A 17,116-nucleotide genomic window follows, 5' to 3' on the forward strand; every position below is an offset into this window, starting at 1 on the left:
TCTCGTGATATGAACGGGCATGCGGCCGTTCTGGTTTGGTGCGCTGCTCGCGGTGCTGGTGGTCGCATGCTCCCATGCGCCCGCGCACCGGCCGTCCGCCACGCCGTCGCCGTCGGCGCATGGCACCGCCGTCAACCCCGCCAACATCAAGCGAGTCGTCCGCGACCTGCCACCCAACTACGAGGCCACCGCCGGCATCCCGAGCTCGACCTCGCCCCGGGTGATCTGGGGTCTCGACCCGGACGCGACATCCAAGCCCGCGCCGTGCGCCGCACTCGCCGACCCCGGCAAGGGGCGCGACCAATCGGCGCAGGGCGTGTCCGCCTCGGGTCCGGGCGGCATCATCAACGTCGCGGTGGTGGCTTTGCCAGACGCTGACCTGGACCAGGACGTCGTCGACGCCTGCGGCCAGTGGGCCATGACCGCCCAGCACACCACCGCCGACGTCCGGCTCACCGACCCTCCGCACATCGATGATGCGCAAACCGTCGGCATGGTCGTCGAGATCAAATCAGCTGTCGAGGCGGGAACTGAAATCGATTCGCGGGCATACACATTCATCGCCTATTTGGGCGGCTACTACGCCTTCACCACGGTGACCACCGATCCGGGCTCGGCCCTGCCGGCATTGCCACCACAATTCGCCGCGGATCTGCTCGTCAAAACGGTGTCCACGTTGCGCAGCTGAACGTCCGGCTTTGGGTAGATTAGCCACGGTGTCCAAGCTGGTATGCGCGATCGCAGCCGTGTGCGTGCTCGCCGGTTGTTCATCAAATGCCACTACCGCCTCGACAAGCGCCGACATCGCCAAGATCGTCGGAGTGAAGTCGAGCTTCGGGCCCGAGTTCAAAGTCACCGACATCTCCGAACGGGCGATCGATCCCAAGCTGCTGTCCGCCCGCAAGCTGCCCGAGGGGCTGAAGTTCGACCCCGCCAACTGCGCGAAGTTGGCGTCGGGACCCGACATGCCGCCGGACGTGCAGGGCAACATGGCCGCGGTGTCCGCCGAGGGGAGCGGCGACCGCTACGTCGTCATCGCGGTGGAGACCTCCAAACCGCTGCCCGTCAACGACCCGGGCAAGGACTGCACCAAGGTCGCGTTCTCCGGGACCGGGGTGCGCGGCGGTCTCGAGGTCATCGACGCACCGAACATCGACGGGGCACACACGTTCGGCGTGCACCGCGTCCTGCAAGCGCTGCTGGCCGGTGGTTCCCGTACCGGCGAGTTGTACGACTACTCCGCGCAATTCGGCGACTATCAGGTGATCGTGATTGCCAATCCGCTCGTCGTACCGGACCAGCCGGTCGCCAAGGTCGACACCCAGCGGGCCCGCGACCTGCTCGTCAAGGCGGTGGCCGCAATCCGCACGTCTTAGCGCACGTCGCGCGGCCGAAACTGGATGCTGACGCGCGGGCCCTTGCGCAACGAGGTCTTCGGGACCGCGTGCTCCCAGGTGCGCTGGCAGGTTCCGCCCATCACCAGCAGGTCGCCATGCGCCTGCGGCAGCCGCAGCGACGGCCCGCCCCCGCGCCGGCGCATCGCGAATGTCCGGGTGGCGCCGAGACTGATGATCGCCACCATGGTGTCCTCGGTGCTGCTGCGGCCGATCGTGTCGCCGTGCCAGGCGACACTGTCCGACCCGTCGCGGTAACAGCACAATCCGATCGTGGTGAAGGGTTCGCCGAGCTCGCCCGCGTAGATGTCGTTGAGCCGGCGCCGCAGCCGCGCCAGCATCGGGTGGGGCGGCTCCTCGACGGTCAGGTCGTGAAAACTCACCAGCCGCGGCACGTCGACCACTCGGTCGTACATTTGGCGGCGCTCGGCCCGCCACGGCACCGTGGATAGCAGCGCGTCGAGCAGGTCTTGCGCATCGGCAGGGTCGTCGCTGAGCCAACCGGCGCGGATCTCGATGAAGGCGCCGTCGCCGAGTTGTCGTCGCTGGGTGTGCTCGAACAGCGAGCCCTGTACCGCGGTCCCCACGCCGCACAGCTTATCGCACATTCGTTCGATTGATCCGGACTCGCCGGGCTACCAGCGCGCCCTCGGGTGTGACGCGACGGTGCTGTTTCGCGCGGCTACGGTTTAGTGGTGGGTGTGATCGAGCTCAGCACGAATTCCGAGGTGGGCGCCCTGCGGATTGCGATCCTGCACCGTCCCGGCGCCGAGTTGCGGCGACTCAACCCGCGCAATAACGACCAGCTGCTCTTCGACGGGCTGCCGTGGGTGGACCGCGCGCAGGACGAGCACGACCAGTTCGCCGAGTTGTTGCGTTCCCGGGGCGTGGAAGTACTACTGCTGTCGGACCTGCTGACCGAGGCGCTCAACCACAGCGGAGCCGCCCGGATGCAGGGAGTTGCCGCCGCCGTGGACGCGCGCCGGATCGGAGTGCCGCTGGCGCAAGAGCTTTCGGCCTACCTGCGTGGCCTCGACCCGGCCAGGCTGGCGCATATCTTGATGGCCGGCATGACGTTCAACGAGCTGCCGTCGGATACCCGGACCGACGTGTCGCTGGTGCTTCGCATGCACCACGGTGCGGATTTCGTGATCGAGCCCTTGCCGAACCTGGTGTTCACCCGGGACTCGTCGATCTGGATCGGCCCGCGCGTGGTGATCCCGTCGCTGGCGCTGCGGGCCCGAGTTCGCGAGACGTCGTTGACCGACATGATCTATGCCCACCACCCGCGGTTCACCGGGGTGCGGCGCGCCTACGAATCGCGCACCGCGCCCGTCGAGGGCGGTGACGTGCTGTTGCTGTCCCCGGGCGTCGTCGCGGTCGGGGTGGGGGAGCGGACCACGCCGGCGGGTGCGGAAGCGTTGGCGCGCAGCCTCTTTGACGACGACCTGGCGCACACGGTGCTTGCCGTGCCGATCGCCCAGCGGCGCGCGCAGATGCACCTGGACACGGTGTGCACGATGGTCGACACCGACACGGTCGTGATGTACGCGAACATCGTCGACAACCTTTCGGCGTTCACGATTCAGCGCACACCAGACGGCGTGAACATCGGCGACGAGACGCCGTTTCTGGAAGCTGCGGCCAAGGCGATGGGCATCGACAAGCTGCGCGTCATCGACACCGGTCTCGATCCCGTCGTCGCCGAACGCGAACAGTGGGACGACGGCAACAACACGTTGGCGTTGGCGCCCGGCGTCGTCGTCGCCTATGAGCGCAACGGGCAGACCAACACCCGCCTGCAGGACGCGGGCATCGAGGTCTTGACGATCGCGGGCTCCGAATTGGGCACCGGGCGCGGCGGTCCGCGGTGCATGTCCTGCCCGGTCGCGCGGGATCCGCTCTAGCTCTTTTTTCGCCGAGATTGCCGTCATGGTTGTGATCGGGCGAAAATCGCAGCCCTCACGGCAATCTCGACGCCGATCGGCGCGCAAGTGCTTCGCGGGTGCGCTCAATGATGACCTTCGGCCGGTCCTCGTTTATCACCCTGATCACTCGCCAACCGGCTCGTTCCAGCATCTCGGCACGGCGGATGTCTTTCACGTACTGCTGTCGATCGCTGCGATGGTGGTCGCCGTCGTATTCGAGGGCCACCATCGGCTTTTCCCAGCCCAGGTCAAGGTAGGCGACGAGATGGCCATCGGTGACTTTGAGCTGCGTGGCCGGCCTCGGCAGGCCGGCGTCGATGAGTAGGAGCCGCAGCCAGCTCTCTTTCGGCGATTGCGCGCCGCCGTCCATCAGGGCGAGAGTCTCTCTGCACTGGCGGACGCCTCTCGCGCCGGTGTGGCGACTGACCAACGCCGCTGCATCGGAGGCAGTGATGCCCGTAGCGCGTGAGAGTGCGTCGAGATTGGTAACTGCGACACCGCGTGGCAGATGCCGCGCCCCCCAAATCGAATGCCGTCCGCGCTGGCCCAGTCACCCGGAGTCCGCTCACTTCCACGATTTCATCCGACTCGATCCGTTCGCGGCGAACGATGATGCCTGGCGGTGGATGGTTGAACGACCCGACGAGTTCAACGGGTGCGAAATCGTCGATCCATTTGGCTCCGTGGAGCGCGGCGGCGGCACGGCCGGCGATGATTCCCGTACGGCCTGACCACAGCCAGGCAGCGTAGATGTTGTCCGACAGACATCTCGGCGCATCTTTCGCCAGGTACACATCGCGATGGATTTGCCGGTAGTTCCAACGCAATTGACCACGCGTGAGCTTGCCGCGCGCTATTGCTTCGCTTCCGAGAAAAACCCCCACCACGCGCTCATGATGCGGCCACTCACCGACAATTCGCCGAGATTGCAATCAGGGTCGCGGTCGGACGGAAATCACAGCCATAGCGGCAATCTCGACGCAAAAGCTAGCGCCAGCTGGGCAGCCAGATCTCCATGTCCCAGGTCTGCTGCGAGATGGGCAGACCGGTGAGCACCGGGAACAGCCAGGCGAAGTTGGTCACCACCAGGGCGACGTAGCTGGACACCACGATGAGTCCCAGCGTCCGGCGTTCTGAGGTCTGGTTCGGGCGATAGAGAATGTCGCCGCAGATCAGCGCGATGGCCATCACTAAGAACGGCGCCATGGTCGCCGCGTAGAAGAAGTACATCTGCCGGTCGATGTCGGCGAACCACGGCAGCCATCCGGCGCAGTAGCCGACGAGTACGACGGCGTAGCGCCAGTCGCGCCGGATGGCCGATCGCCACAAGGCGTACAACAGCACCGGCACCCCTAGCCACCACATCGCGGGCGTGCCGACCAGCATCTCCGCCTTGACGCACGACTGGGCCCCGCAGCCGGTGACGTTCTGCTGATCGATCGCATAGAGCACCGGCCGCAACGACATCGGCCAGCTCCACGGCTTGGATTCCCACGGGTGGTAGTTGCCCGCCGAATTGGTCAGGCCCGCATGGAATTCCAGCGCCTTCGCGCTGTAGTGCCACAGCGAGCGCAGCGCATCGGGGATGGGCAGCACCGATGAGGGACCGATCGTCTGGCCCACCTCGTGCCGGTCGATCGCGGTCTCCGACGCGAACCACGGCGCATAGCTGGCCAGGTACACCGCGATCGGGATGATGCCGATCGCGTAGGCCGTGGGGACCAGGTCGCGCCGCAGCGTTCCCAGCCAGGGCCTGTTCACCTGATACTGCCGCCGCGCGGCCACGTCGAACGCCAGCGACATCGCGCCGAAGAACACCACGAAGTAGAGGCCGGACCACTTTGTCCCGCAAGCCAATCCGAGCAGGACGCCGGCCAGAAACCGCCACCAGCGCACACCCAACCGCGGGCCCCACTCGGTTGCGGTGTTGCGGCCTTCGAGCAGCGCGACGTGCATTCGGCGGCGCACCTCGTCGCGGTCGACGATCAGCGCGCCGAATGCCGCGACCACGAAGAAAACGAGGATGCCGTCGAGCAGCGCGGTGCGGGAGGCGACGAAGCTGACGCCGTCGCAGATGCACAGCACCCCGGCGATCGCGCCCACCAGCGTGGAGCGGCTGATCCGGCGCACGATCCGCATCACCAGCGTCACCATCACCACACCAAGCAGCGCGCCGGTGAACCGCCAGCCCACCCCGTCGTAGCCGAAGATCGCCTCGCCGACCGCGATCAGCTGCTTGCCGACCGGTGGGTGCACCACCAGACCGAACCCGGGGTTGTCCTCCACGCCGTGGTTGTGCAGCGCCTGCCAGGCCTGCGGCGCGTAGTGCTTCTCGTCGAAGATGGGGGTGCCGGCGTCGGTCGGCGAGCCCAGGTTGACGAATCGGGTGATGGTCGCGAGCAGGGCGATGATGCCGGTGACCACCCAGCCGCGGATGGTGTCGACCGGCCCGAAATCCGCGACCGGAATCAACGGCCCCGGGCTGACGACGGGCACGACGCGCTCGTCCACCGTGACGGAGGCTTCGCTGGGCGGGGCAGACATCGGTGTCGATCGTAGGCTGTCCGTCATGTCCCACGGTCGCCTATTGCTCGGTGCGACCCCGCTGGGCCAGCCGTCGGATGCCTCGCCGCGGCTGATCAAGGCGCTGGGCGACGCCGACGTGGTGGCGGCCGAGGACACCCGGCGGGTGCGAACGCTGGCCAAAGCCCTCGGCGTTGCCATCACCGGCCGGGTGGTCAGCATGTTCGATCAGGTCGAGGCCACGCGGGTGCCCGCGCTGGTCGACGAGATCAAAGCCGGTGCGACGGTGCTGGTGGTCAGCGACGCGGGAATGCCGCTGATCAGCGACCCCGGCTACCGGATGGTCGTGGCGTGTGTCGAAGCCGGCGTCCCGGTGACCTGCTTGCCCGGGCCGTCCGCGGTGACGACCGCGCTGGCTGTTTCCGGTCTGCCGTCGGAGAAGTTCTGCTTCGAGGGATTCGCGCCGCGCAAGAGCGGGGCGCGCAAAACCTGGCTGGCCTCGCTGGCCGACGAGCGGCGCAGCTGCGTGTTCTTCGAGTCGCCGCGCCGGCTGGCGGCGTGTCTGGTCGATGCCGTGGAGCAGCTTGGCGGTGGCCGCCGGGCGGCGATCTGCCGGGAGCTGACCAAGGTGCACGAGGAAGTGGTGCGCGGGACGCTCGAGGAGTTGGCGGCCTGGGCGGCCGACGGCGTGCTGGGCGAGATCACGGTCGTGTTGGCCGGCGCGAGCCCGCCCGCCGACGTGGCGTCTCTGCTGGCTCAGGTGAAAGGCCTGGTTGCCGACGGGGTTCGAGTGAAGGATGCCTGCAACGAGGTGGCCGCGGCCCATCCGGGCGTGCGCTCGCGCCAGCTGTACGACGAGGTGCTGGCGGCGCGGCGCGACGACTAGCTGTACTGACCACGGACGTTGGTGACGGCGTGGCGTGGTGACATGACGAAGACCTCCGGGTGAAGTGCGAGCTGTCTAAGGAACGCACTGCTCACCTCGGAGGTCTTCGTGTCCCACCGTAATGCCCCTTTGTCAGAAACCGGTCGGCTGCGGCTGGCTCGTTGCGTCGTTGAGAACGGTTGGCCGTTGCGGCGGGCAGCCGAACGGTTCCAGGTATCGGCCACCACTGCAGCCCGGTGGGCTAGCCGCTACCGGGAATTGGGCGAGGCCGGGATGGCCGATCGCAGTTCACGACCCCACCGCAGTCCGCATCGGACGCCGCCACGCACCGAGCGGCGGATCATCAAGGTCCGCGTGATCCGCCGGTGGGGACCGGCTCGGATCGCTTACCTGCTGGGCCTGAACGTTTCGACGGTGCATCGGGTTTTGACCCGCTACGGGCTGGCCAAACTGTGCTGGCTGGACCGAGCTACCGGCCGGGTCATCAGACGCTACGAACATCGACGGCCCGGTGACCTCGTGCACCTTGATGTCAAGAAACTGGGCAAGATCCCTGATGGCGGTGGCTGGCGCATCCACGGGCGCAGCATCGGCAAACGAAACTCCCTGGCCCACACACCCATTCGTCGCAACAATCACCCCGTGATCGGCTATCACTACCTGCACACCGCTCTCGACGACCACTCCCGCCTGGCCTACACCGAATTGCTAGCCAATGAACGCAAAGAGACCGCGGCGGCCTTTTGGCTACGCGCCCAGGCCTGGTTCGCTGAAGCCGGCATTACCGTGAGCGCTGTTTTGACGGACCGCGGTGGGTGTTACCGCTCAACACCTTTTGCCCACGCCCTAGGACCAGTGACCCACAAATGGACTCGCCCCTACCGGCCACAGACGAACGGAAAAGTGGAGAGATACCACCGCACCCTGGCCGACGAATGGGCCTACGCCCGCCCCTACCGCACCGACACTGAACGCTGCGCCGCCTTCACCGACTGGCTCCACAACTACAATCACCACCGCGGCCACACCGCACTCGGCGGCCAACCACCCGCTAGCCGCGTACCTAACCTCTCAGGGCAGTACAACTAGCCGACCGACGCCGCGGGTGTCGTGCACGGCACCCCGACGACGGGGGCGGCTTTGTGCAGGCATTCCTCCCATTCGGCGTCGGGGTTCGAATCGGCGGTGATCCCGCCGCCGACGCCCAGCACCGCGGCGCCGGCGGCGTCGAACTCCACGGTGCGGATCGCGACGTTGAGCTCGCATCCGGCGATCGGTGACGCCAAACCGACTGTGCCGCAATATATTCCGCGATGAGGCGATTCCCACTGCGAAATCAATTGGCGGGCACGGTGTTTGGGGGTGCCGGTGACCGAGGCGGGCGGGAAGGCGGCGTCCAGCAGTGCTGACATGGGCAGCTCGACGGGCACCTGCGCCGACACCGTCGACACCAGATGCCACACCCCGGGCGCGCGGCGCACGACCAGCAGCTCGGGCACTTTGACCGTGCCGGTGACCGCCACTCGACCGAGGTCATTGCGCACCAGGTCGACGATCATGATGTTCTCGGCCACCTCTTTGGGCGAGGCGCGCAGCGCCGACGGCCAGGCGTCCAGCGGCAGGGTCCCCTTGATCGGGCTCGACATCACGACCGCGCCGTGGCGGCGCAGGAACAGTTCGGGCGACAGCGACGCGACCGCACCGAAGGGGCCGGCGACATAGGCCGCGCGCGCCGGCGACGTGCGCGCGATGCCGTCGACGAAGAAGTCCAGCGAGGACCCGGTGACCGTCCCGGTGAACCGGGTACACACGCACGCCTGGTAGACCTCGCCGGCGCGAATCGCCTCCAGGCAGGCCAGCACCGCGCCGCGGTGCGCCGCGCGGTCGGCGACGTCCCACTCGATCCGGCACTCGCGCGCCGGCCCCGGCGTCGCGGCCAGCGCGGCGGTCAGCCACCCGGGCATCGGTGCCCCGGACAGGCTCTCGTACCACCACTGTCCGTCCCGGTCGCGGCGCAGCACGCAGTCGGTCCAGCCGCCGGCGGCCTCGGGGATGCGATGCGGGCGCCCGTCGGCGCCGGCGTCCGGATACGACAGGTAACCGACCCAGCCGCCACCGACTACGGACTGCTCGGTCTGCGAGCCCAGCGCGACAGCGAACGCGTCGGCCGGATCCACCGGACGCACCGCCAGGCTCGGCGCGATGACCGCCAGCGCGCCGAACCACTCGCCGGTCAGCGCCGCCGGCGGTGGCAACCCGAGCCGGCGGGCGGCATCACCGATCGCGCGCAGCACACCGGGTGCCTCGCCGAGGTTGCCGAGCCGGTCAATTCGCACTGCCCTAGCTTGACAGAAGGGTGAATATTCGCACCCCAGACCTCCGGAGCTCAGCCGCGGCTGATGTCGCGCGCGGTCGCGAGGGCCGCCAGCTTGTCGGGGTTTCGCATCACGTAGAAGTTGGTGATCAAGGCGTCGGCGATCTCGAGTGTGACCACCATCGCGAGCTCGTCGTCGAGGTAGAACAACACCGCCGGGGCACTGTTGCAGGTCACCAGCTCGACGCGCATTCCGGTGCCGGCCTTGCGCACCAGCCCGGTGATGGCCCGGGCCACCTTGTCCGCGCCCACCACCGGCCGCCGGGCCGCGGACACCTTGCCGCCACTGTCGGCCATCCAGGTCGCATCCGGCGCGAGCATCGCCATCAGCGCCTCCACGTCGCCGCTGGCCGCGGTGGCCAGGAACTGGGCGGTGATCGCGGCGTTGCGCTCCGGGTCGACGTGGTCGAAGCGCTTGCGGCGCGCCCGGACGTGTTCGCGGGCCCGGTGGGCGACCTGGCGGACCGTCGGCGCCGGCTTGCCCACCGCGTCGGCGATCTCGCCGTAGTCGAAACCGAACACCTCGCGCAGCACGAACACCGCGCGCTCGTCGGGGCTCAGCGTCTCCAACAGCACCAGCATGGCCATCGAAACCGATTCCGCCAGAACGACATCGGTTGACGGATCCTGGTCGTCGAGCAGCAGCGGTTCGGGCAGCCACGGCCCCACGTACTCTTCGCGGCGACGGGCGCCGGCCCGCAACGCGTTGAGCGCCTGGCGGGTCACCAGCTGGGCCAGATACGACTTGGTGTCGTGCACCGTCGACAGGTCGACGTCCGCCCACCGCAGATAGCTGTCCTGCAATACGTCGTCGGACTCGGTGGCCGAGCCGAGAATTTCGTAGGCAATGGTGAACAGCAACGGGCGCAGCAGCGTGAACCGTTCCGCGTGCTCGCCGGTCGCGATCATTTGATCGCGACCTGCTCGTCGGCGGATTCGGTCGGCCGGCTGCCGCCCTTGAGCCAAAAGTACGAGCCCGGTTTGGCGGCCTCGCGCCGGATGGCCCACAGCGTGCCCCGGCAGATCCTTTCCTTGATCGCTGCGGTGGTTCGCCCGCCGAGGGACATGTTCACCGGGGTGTCGTCGGTGCGCGCGAACTGCAGGGTGCCGCGGGTGCGGCCGATGCTGATGCACTGGCCGACGAACGCCTGGTTGAGCGCCGCGGGGGTGTCCCCGGCAATGCGGGCGAGCACGGTTTCGGCGGCCTGGGCGCCCAACGGCTCGGCGGCCTGGCAGCTCATCCGCAACGGCTGACCCGACGGCGCGGCGGCGTCACCGGCGGCGACGATGCGATCGTCGTCGACGCTGGTCAGCGTCTCGTCGGTGAGCAGCCGGCCCCGCTCGTCGGTGCGCAACCCGCTGCGGGCGGCCAGATCCGGCACGGCGAACCCGGCCGTCCACACGGTCGCCCCGCTGGGCAGCACCGCGCCGTCGCTGAGCACCACGCTGTCCCAGCGGACCTCGCTGGCGGCGACGGATTCCAGGACGGTGACCTCGAGCTGGCGCAGCTGCTTGGCCACCGACCGCCGGCCCCGCTTGCTCAGCGACGTCCCGAGCGTGCCACCGCACACCAGGGTCACCGGGCGGCCCTGCTCGGCCAGCTCGGAGGCCGTTTCGATGCCGGTCAATCCACCGCCGACCACGGTGACGGGCGCGGCCATCGGCAGGTCGGCGAGCGCGTAGCGCAGCCGCTGCGCGCTTTCCAGGTCGGAGATCGAATGGGCGAACTCGGCGGCACCGGGCGTCGCGGGCACCGCGCCTGTGCTGCCGACGGCGTAGATCAGGTAGTCGTAGTCCAGCGCGGTGCCGGAGGTCAGCACCAGGCGCTGGGCAGCGGCGTCGATCCGCTCGACGGCGTCGACGACCAGCTGGATTCCGTCGCCCAGCAGCGATCCGTAGTCGGCGGTCGCGGCGCCGGTGTCGGCGACCAACTGGTGCAAGCGGATTCGCTCGACGAAGACCGGACGGGGATTCACCAGCGTGATCTCGAGGTCCGGTCGCTGCCGCAGGCGATTGGCCGCCAGGGTGCCGGCGTATCCGCCGCCGATGACCACGACGTGAGTGTTCTTAGTCATTGCTGTCTCCTACTCTCTTGGGACTTGTGCCCTTGAGACACCGCAGGACGGCCAGGCGTGACAGTTCGGCCCGTAATTGTGAGCTGCATCACCGGATGGGCCAATCGGGCGGAGCTGCCGCTCACACCCCGTTGGGCAGGAACACGAAGTTATTGACGTAGCCGCCGTCGGCTACCCAGCCGTCCTCGCCGCTGCTGATGCTGGCCGGGTTCTGATGGTGGGTGGGGTTGAATTCTTCGATCGGCCGCCGACTCCCGTCGAGATCGAAGTAGCCCGCGTAGCCGAGCCCGGCCAGCAGCTTGGTGATGTCGGCAACGGCATTGGGGTGATGACGTTCTTCGGCTTCCACCACCAGCGCCGGCTGGTTGCGCACGAGTGTGTCTGTGGCGCCGAGCAACACCGCCAGTTCGTGGCCCTCCACGTCGATCTTGATCAGGCCGACGCCGTCCAGGTGCAGATCGTCGAGGCGCTTGACCGGCACGTCGATGCTCTGGACGGCGCCGCCGTCCACGTCGCCCAGTACGTTGTCGGTGTCGATCGTGCTGCGCCCCGGCTCCGACTCGACCACTCGCATGGTCGTCACGCCAGGCTTGTCCGACAGCGCCACCGCTTCCACCTTGACCGGAACGCCGACCGCGTCGAACATCGACGTCAGATCGCGGGCCTGGGCGGGCCGTGGTTCGAACGAGATCACCGATCGCGACGTCGCGAGCATCCCGATCGTGAATTCGCCTACATCGGCCCCGATGTCCAAAGAGATGCGGTTGGGGTCACACAGCGACGCGACCAACCGCACGTCCGCGCGGGTTTCTCCCAGCTGTTGCAGAATGCGGTATTTCCGGCGCCAGAACAGGCGTGGTGCGACAGCCTTTACCGTCGGGGCGAGCCATTGTCTGGCCGAACGTGCGACGGGCATCTTCGGTGCCTCCAGCGGTGTGTTTCCCGGGGATCGCTAGCTCGGCAGAGCCGGATGCAGCTGGTCGCGAGCGGTGCGTTTCAAGAGTCACAGCGTAGTTGACGCCGCTGCGCGCGAACGTTTGCGGGACTCTCGTCCGGAGCGCGTTGAGGATGGCGTTGAGATCCCGCCTGGTCCGAGTGCTGCGTGTTAAGCTGCGCTAACGCCAATTCGTGGCCTGCCACCGGCCGAGATTTCAGCCAGACAAGCCGCGGATTATGGAGTTCGCCAGTGCGCATTTGGCGTGCATTGAAAGAGGCAAGCCTGAAGACGACCGCCTGCTTGGGCTAGGCGCCCAGCTGGGACATGAGCCCCGTATCGGAGGAGCCCGTGCCACGCAGCAGCCTGGACTTGGTCGTCACCTCCGTGGCAGCTCAGCTGATGGAGGCAACGGCGTCCACGGCGACTCAGGTAAGCGAAAAGGTCCTCGCGCAGCTGGTCGAGCAGTTCGGTCTTGACGCCAGTTTCCTGCGGCACCGCGACGAGATTTCCCGCGCCTCGGTGCTGATCGCGGAGTGGCCGCCGCGCATCGAGCTTCCGGATCCGGATCCGATGGCCGTTGCCCAAAAAAGCGAGGACGCCCTGCTCGCCCAATGCGAGCAAGGCAGGAAACCGGTGCTGATATCGCCCGGTCAGCCCCGCCGCTCCTGGTGGCGTCCGCTGGCGCGACCCCAGCAACCTGCGGCTCCCTCGGTGGCGGTGGCGCCCCTGGTATCGGGCGAGGTGACCACCGGTTTGCTCGGGTTCGTCAAATTCGGCGTCCGGAAATGGAAGCAAGCCGAGATCAATACGCTTGAGGTGGTCGCGGCCCTGTTCGCGCAGCTGCAAGCCCGTATCGCGGCGGAGGAGAAGCTTCGCTATCTGGCCGAGCATGACGATCTGACCGGTCTGTACAACCGTCGGGCGCTGGTCGCGCACTTGTCCGAACGGCTCGCTGTCGGAAAGCCGGGACCCGTTGCGGTGCTGTATCTCGACCTCGACCGGTTGAAGCCGATCAACGACTATTTGGGCCATACCGCGGGCGACTGGTTCATCAGGGTCTTCGCGCAACGCATTCAGGTCTGCGCCGGAAGTCAGGCCATGATCGCCCGGCTGGGTGGCGACGAGTTCGTCGTCGTGCCCGAGCAGTCGATGTCGCCGGAGACCGCGGAGTCGTTCGCCCGTCGCTTGTCGAAAATGCTCTGCGAGCGCCTGGCCATCGGCGGGCACATGATCAGCCGCACCGTGAGCATCGGACTGGCGGTCGGGATGCCGGAGCGCGACAACTGCACCGCCTTGTTGCGCCGCGCCGACGAAGCGGTGCTGACCGCCAAGCGCGCCGGCGGCAACCAGATCGCGGTTTTCACCGACGACATGTCGTTGAAAAGCGCCTTCCGCAACGACATTGAGTTGCATCTGCAGGGCGATATCGGCAACGAGGCGCTGCTGCTGCACTATCTGCCCGAGGTCGACTTGTGGACCGGCGCGGTGGTGGCCGCCGAGGCGCTGGTCCGCTGGCGGCACCCGATCTGGGGCCTGCTGCTGCCCGACGCCTTCATCGGGGTGGCCGAATCGACGAACCTGGCCGGCGAGCTGGGCCGCTGGGTGATGCGCACCGCCTGCGCGGAGTTCAGCCGGTGGCGTGCCAACGGCGTGGGGCAGGGCGCGGTCTTGCGCATCAATGTGTCACCCGTGCAGCTGATCACCCGCGGCTTCGTTCGCAGCGTCGCGGAGACGATCGAAGAGTTCGGCATCGACGCCGCATCGTTGTGCCTGGAGATCACCGAGCGCGCCGTCGTGCACGACATCGAAACCACCCGCAATACCCTCGCGGAGCTCAAAGAGGTCGGTGTGCAGTTGGCGATCGACGACTTCGGTACCGGTTATGCGGTGCTGTCGCACCTGAAGTCGCTGCCGGTCGACATGCTGAAGATCGATGCCGGATTCGTGCGCGACTTGGGGACCAACGCCGGCGACCTGGCCATCGTTCGCGCGATCATCGGGCTCGCCGAGGCATTCGGTCTGCAAGTCGTAGCCGAGGGAGTCGAGACACCCGCTGCCGCACTCACTTTGATGCAGCACGGGTGCCACCGCGCGCAAGGGTTCTTGTTGTCGAGACCCGTCCCCGGCGATGCGATGGAGGCATTGTTGTCGGCACGCTGGATGCCGATGCCATTCCTCGCCGATCGCGAGGCGCTGTCACTCGGCGTGATTTAACTCAAGAAAGAGAATGGTCGAAAAAATTAGCAAGAAAGCACTGGCTATTGCCATGTTCGCAATGTTGGTACTCAACGGCTGTGGCGGTCAGAAGCAGAGCGGTCCGATGAGCGCGATGGTCAGCCCGGCCATCCCGTCGAACACGCAGGAGATCCCCAACCCGCTGCGCGGCCAGTACGAAGACCTGTTGCAACCGCTTTTCCCACAAGGCAATCCGGCACAGCAGCGGTATCCGGCTTGGCCGGCGTCGAACGATGCGAGCCTGCGTGTTTCGTGGCGCCAGATCCAGCCCGTCGACCCGCACACGTTGCCACCCGATGCTCCCGACGATCGCAAGTACGATTTCAGTGCGATCGACGATGTGCTGGCCAAGCTGGGCGATCGCGGCATGCGGATGACGCTTCGGGTGATGGCCTACAGCTCGTGCTGCGACGACTCGTATCCGAACAACACGAACATCAGCGTTCCCGACTGGGTGCGCGCGCTGCCGGGCGCTACGACCAACTACCCCAATCCACCGACTGGTCCGGCGGCCGGGGTGATGCAGGTGGTGCCGAACTGGAACGATCCCAACTACTTAAGCGCATTTCAGGATCTGCTTGCTGCGCTCGGCAGGCGCTACGACCGTGATGAGCGGCTGAGTGTGTTCGAGTTTTCCGGCTACGGGGATTTCAGCGAGAACCACATCGCGTATTTGCGCGACGTGCTCGGCGCGCCGGGCCCCGACCCCGACAGCAGCGTCGCAAAGCTGGGCTATTACAGCCAGTTTCGTGATCAGAGCATCACCACCGCGTCGATCAAACAGCTGGTCGCCGCGAACGTGAACGCCTTTCCGCATACCCAATTGGTGACCGCGCCGGATAATCCGGAGATCGTGCGCGAACTGCTCGCCGACGACGTCACCAAGAAGCTGTCGGCGCCGGTCGGTATCCGCGCGGACTGTCTCGGTGTCTACTCGCCGTTGCCAACGTGGGCCGAGTCCAACGACTCGCAATACGTGCGGTCCAACGATGCGGTCGTCAATGCGATCAAGCAGCGCTTGTCCTCGGCGCTGCTGATCACCGAATGGTGCCAGCTGCCCAGCGGGACCAACCCCCGGACCTATTACGAAAAAGGTCTGCACGACGTTGTCAGATACCACGTGTCGATGACGTCGAGCTTCAATTTCCCTGACCGGGAATCGAATTCGGCAATGGACCCCAAGCTGTACGTGCTGTGGGCTCAGGCCAACGCGTCCGCCGGCTATCGGTATTCGGTCGAGGCCCGCTCCGGATCGCAATCGCAGCAGGGCAAGGTGGCGACCATCTTGGCGGTATGGACGAATTACGGAGCCGCGGCCGCCACCGAGAATTGGGTGCCGAGTTACAAGCTCGTGGATTTCACCGGAACCGTGGTGCGGACGATCCCGGCAACGGTCAACCTCAAATCGCTGGTGTCCGACGACACCAGCCAATCGCGCGAGCAGGCGGTGCCGACGTCGGCCACCGAGACGGTTCACGTCGACTTGGGTGGCTTGGCGCCGGGGCACTACACGGTGCGCGCATCCGTCGAGTGGCAGCAGCACAAGCCGGACGCGACGCACCTGGTGAACTATCCGCCCATGCAGCTGGCGCGCGATGGCCGGGACAACTCAGGGTTGTATCCGATTGCGACACTGGATGTTCCGCGCGACTCACTGATCTCCGACCTGGGTAAGTAGCGTGTCGAACTCCCCAGGCGCGGGCCTTCGGGTGCTGTGGCTTTCGCCCTGGATGCGGCCGTTGGCGCGCGTCCAGGCGGAGGCGTTGCAACGGCGCGGCGCCGACGTGTTGTTGGTGACCTGTGACCTGCACCCGGAGTCCGACACGCCCCGCGATTACGAGTTGGTGCTCGATCCGCGGTTTCGCACGCCGGCGACCTGGCCCGCGAGCGTCGCGGCATGGCGGCGCATTCGCAAGTTTCGGCCCGACGTCGTCGTCGCCGAGCTGGTTCGCGATCCACGGTGGATCGCGTTGGCCGGGCGGGTTCCGCGCGTTCAGCTGGTGCACGACGACCGTCCCCACGATGCGATCGAAGAACGGCCGGCGTACGAGCGCGCGGTATTCGACCGTTGGGGCGCCCACTCGGCGGCCACGGTTGCCTACAGCGACTATGTCGCGGCGGCCATCGCCGACCGGCATGACGTGCTCGGTACCCGCGTTCACGTGTTGCCACTGACCAGCGACCTCGATCCGGTTCTGGTTCCCCCGCTGGTGGATCCCGACGGACGCCGCGACTTCGTGATGATCGGGCGGCTGCACCCCTACAAGAACATCGAGCTGGTCCTCGACGCTTGGCATCAACACGTGGCCGGCGGCGGCTGGCGCGGTGACGACCTGGTGCTCATCGGTGACGGATCATTTGATCCGGGCACGCTGCCCGAACATGCACGGCGACGCACCGGCAGTTACCGCTATTCCGACATCGTTGCGACGCTGGCCGCCGCGAAGGGCTCGATCGCGCATTACCGGCGCGCTTCGCAGAGCGGGGTGCAGGTGCTGTCGATGCAGCTGGGCGTCACACCGATCGTGTCCATGGCGGGCGGCCTGCCCGAATACCAACCGCCGGGCTGCCCGGCGGTTGGTGTCGATGATGTCGCCGGGCTGGTTACCGCATTCGACGAGCTCGCCGATCCGGTCATCGCGGCGCAGCGCGGAGCGGCGGCGGCGGCTCACTACGCGCAGCGATGCACCGTCGACTGCGTTGCGGATCGCTTGTTGGGCGTGCTCACCGAGGCGGCGGGTAGTCGGCGCTGACCGAGACGCGC

14 protein-coding genes and 1 pseudogene are annotated in these 17,116 nt (G+C 67.1%); 8 read left to right on the plus strand and 7 right to left on the minus strand.

The window, feature by feature from the left end; translation table 11 throughout:
- Positions 1 to 19: 19 nt before the first annotated feature.
- Together LMQ14_RS05570 and LMQ14_RS05575 are read left to right on the plus strand one after the other, a co-directional pair.
- Positions 20 to 688, plus strand: coding sequence for a DUF5642 family protein (locus LMQ14_RS05570; protein ID WP_267733805.1), 669 nt, complete (start codon positions 20 to 22; stop codon positions 686 to 688).
- A 28-nt stretch (positions 689 to 716) separates the two neighbouring features.
- Positions 717 to 1,376 (plus strand): DUF5642 family protein, encoded by a 660-nt coding sequence (locus tag LMQ14_RS05575; protein WP_267733806.1) that lies wholly within the window; start codon positions 717 to 719, stop codon positions 1,374 to 1,376.
- Here LMQ14_RS05575 and LMQ14_RS05580 read toward each other — a convergent pair.
- Entirely contained in the window at positions 1,373 to 1,981 is a 609-nt protein-coding gene (locus LMQ14_RS05580) for an alpha-ketoglutarate-dependent dioxygenase AlkB (protein ID WP_267733807.1), read from the minus strand. The two genes, LMQ14_RS05575 and LMQ14_RS05580, sit on opposite strands and share 4 nt — an antisense overlap.
- A gap of 108 nt (positions 1,982 to 2,089) precedes the next feature.
- On the opposite strand from LMQ14_RS05580, the gene arcA reads away from it, so the two are divergent.
- Positions 2,090 to 3,301 (plus strand): arginine deiminase, encoded by a 1,212-nt coding sequence (gene arcA / locus LMQ14_RS05585; RefSeq protein WP_267733808.1) that lies wholly within the window; start codon positions 2,090 to 2,092, stop codon positions 3,299 to 3,301.
- Between the two features lie 55 nt (positions 3,302 to 3,356).
- Here arcA and LMQ14_RS05590 read toward each other — a convergent pair.
- Both LMQ14_RS05590 and LMQ14_RS05595 read right to left on the minus strand, forming a co-directional pair.
- Positions 3,357 to 4,209, minus strand: a pseudogene (locus LMQ14_RS05590) (endonuclease domain-containing protein).
- A gap of 100 nt (positions 4,210 to 4,309) precedes the next feature.
- A complete protein-coding gene (locus LMQ14_RS05595) occupies positions 4,310 to 5,866 on the minus strand; it encodes a dolichyl-phosphate-mannose--protein mannosyltransferase (protein ID WP_267733809.1) in 1,557 nt (518 codons plus the stop codon).
- Between the two features lie 25 nt (positions 5,867 to 5,891).
- On the opposite strand from LMQ14_RS05595, the gene rsmI reads away from it, so the two are divergent.
- Positions 5,892 to 6,731, plus strand: a complete 840-nt coding sequence (gene rsmI, locus LMQ14_RS05600; protein WP_267733810.1) for a 16S rRNA (cytidine(1402)-2'-O)-methyltransferase — start codon at positions 5,892 to 5,894, stop codon at positions 6,729 to 6,731.
- Between the two features lie 108 nt (positions 6,732 to 6,839).
- On the plus strand, positions 6,840 to 7,820 hold the full coding sequence (locus tag LMQ14_RS05605; RefSeq protein WP_267733811.1) for an IS481 family transposase: 981 nt from the start codon (positions 6,840 to 6,842) through the stop codon (positions 7,818 to 7,820).
- On the opposite strand, the gene LMQ14_RS05610 is transcribed toward LMQ14_RS05605, so the two are convergent.
- The 4 genes from LMQ14_RS05610 to LMQ14_RS05625 form a co-directional block, all read right to left on the minus strand.
- Entirely contained in the window at positions 7,817 to 9,067 is a 1,251-nt protein-coding gene (locus tag LMQ14_RS05610) for an aminodeoxychorismate synthase component I (RefSeq protein ID WP_267733812.1), read from the minus strand. The genes LMQ14_RS05605 and LMQ14_RS05610 overlap by 4 nt on opposite strands.
- 50 nt (positions 9,068 to 9,117) lie before the next feature.
- Positions 9,118 to 10,014: an RNA polymerase sigma-70 factor gene (locus tag LMQ14_RS05615; RefSeq protein ID WP_267733813.1), complete on the minus strand. Its 897-nt coding sequence runs from the start codon at positions 10,012 to 10,014 to the stop codon at positions 9,118 to 9,120.
- Entirely contained in the window at positions 10,011 to 11,180 is a 1,170-nt protein-coding gene (locus LMQ14_RS05620; RefSeq protein WP_267733814.1) for an NAD(P)/FAD-dependent oxidoreductase, read from the minus strand. The genes LMQ14_RS05615 and LMQ14_RS05620 overlap by 4 nt, the downstream gene beginning before the upstream one ends.
- Positions 11,181 to 11,301: 121 nt before the next feature.
- Complete coding sequence (locus LMQ14_RS05625) at positions 11,302 to 12,096, minus strand: FkbM family methyltransferase (protein WP_267733815.1); 795 nt, start codon at positions 12,094 to 12,096, stop codon at positions 11,302 to 11,304.
- Between the two features lie 369 nt (positions 12,097 to 12,465).
- Here LMQ14_RS05625 and LMQ14_RS05630 point away from each other — a divergent pair, with 369 nt between their 5' ends.
- Genes LMQ14_RS05630 through LMQ14_RS05640 form a run of 3 tightly spaced genes read left to right on the plus strand, consistent with a single transcriptional unit; the run spans position 12,466 to position 17,105 of the window.
- Positions 12,466 to 14,331, plus strand: a complete 1,866-nt coding sequence (locus tag LMQ14_RS05630; RefSeq protein WP_324291131.1) for a putative bifunctional diguanylate cyclase/phosphodiesterase — start codon at positions 12,466 to 12,468, stop codon at positions 14,329 to 14,331.
- A 52-nt stretch (positions 14,332 to 14,383) separates the two neighbouring features.
- Positions 14,384 to 16,030, plus strand: coding sequence for a hypothetical protein (locus LMQ14_RS05635; RefSeq protein ID WP_267735366.1), 1,647 nt, complete (start codon positions 14,384 to 14,386; stop codon positions 16,028 to 16,030).
- A 31-nt stretch (positions 16,031 to 16,061) separates the two neighbouring features.
- Positions 16,062 to 17,105: a glycosyltransferase family 4 protein gene (locus tag LMQ14_RS05640; protein WP_267735367.1), complete on the plus strand. Its 1,044-nt coding sequence runs from the start codon at positions 16,062 to 16,064 to the stop codon at positions 17,103 to 17,105.
- Positions 17,106 to 17,116 lie beyond the last annotated feature (11 nt).

The organism is Mycobacterium sp. Aquia_213 (assembly GCF_026625985.1).
Taxonomy (GTDB): domain Bacteria; phylum Actinomycetota; class Actinomycetes; order Mycobacteriales; family Mycobacteriaceae; genus Mycobacterium.

Coding starts and splice junctions, on each gene's coding strand:
- LMQ14_RS05570 (WP_267733805.1), top strand. CDS start 20: ATGCGGCCGTTCTGGTTTGGTGCGCTGCTCGCGGTGCTGGTGGTCGCA.
- LMQ14_RS05595 (WP_267733809.1), bottom strand. CDS start 5,866: ATGTCTGCCCCGCCCAGCGAAGCCTCCGTCACGGTGGACGAGCGCGTC.
- rsmI (WP_267733810.1), top strand. CDS start 5,892: ATGTCCCACGGTCGCCTATTGCTCGGTGCGACCCCGCTGGGCCAGCCG.
- LMQ14_RS05615 (WP_267733813.1), bottom strand. CDS start 10,014: ATGATCGCGACCGGCGAGCACGCGGAACGGTTCACGCTGCTGCGCCCG.
- LMQ14_RS05620 (WP_267733814.1), bottom strand. CDS start 11,180: ATGACTAAGAACACTCACGTCGTGGTCATCGGCGGCGGATACGCCGGC.
- LMQ14_RS05625 (WP_267733815.1), bottom strand. CDS start 12,096: ATGCCCGTCGCACGTTCGGCCAGACAATGGCTCGCCCCGACGGTAAAG.
- LMQ14_RS05635 (WP_267735366.1), top strand. CDS start 14,384: ATGTTCGCAATGTTGGTACTCAACGGCTGTGGCGGTCAGAAGCAGAGC.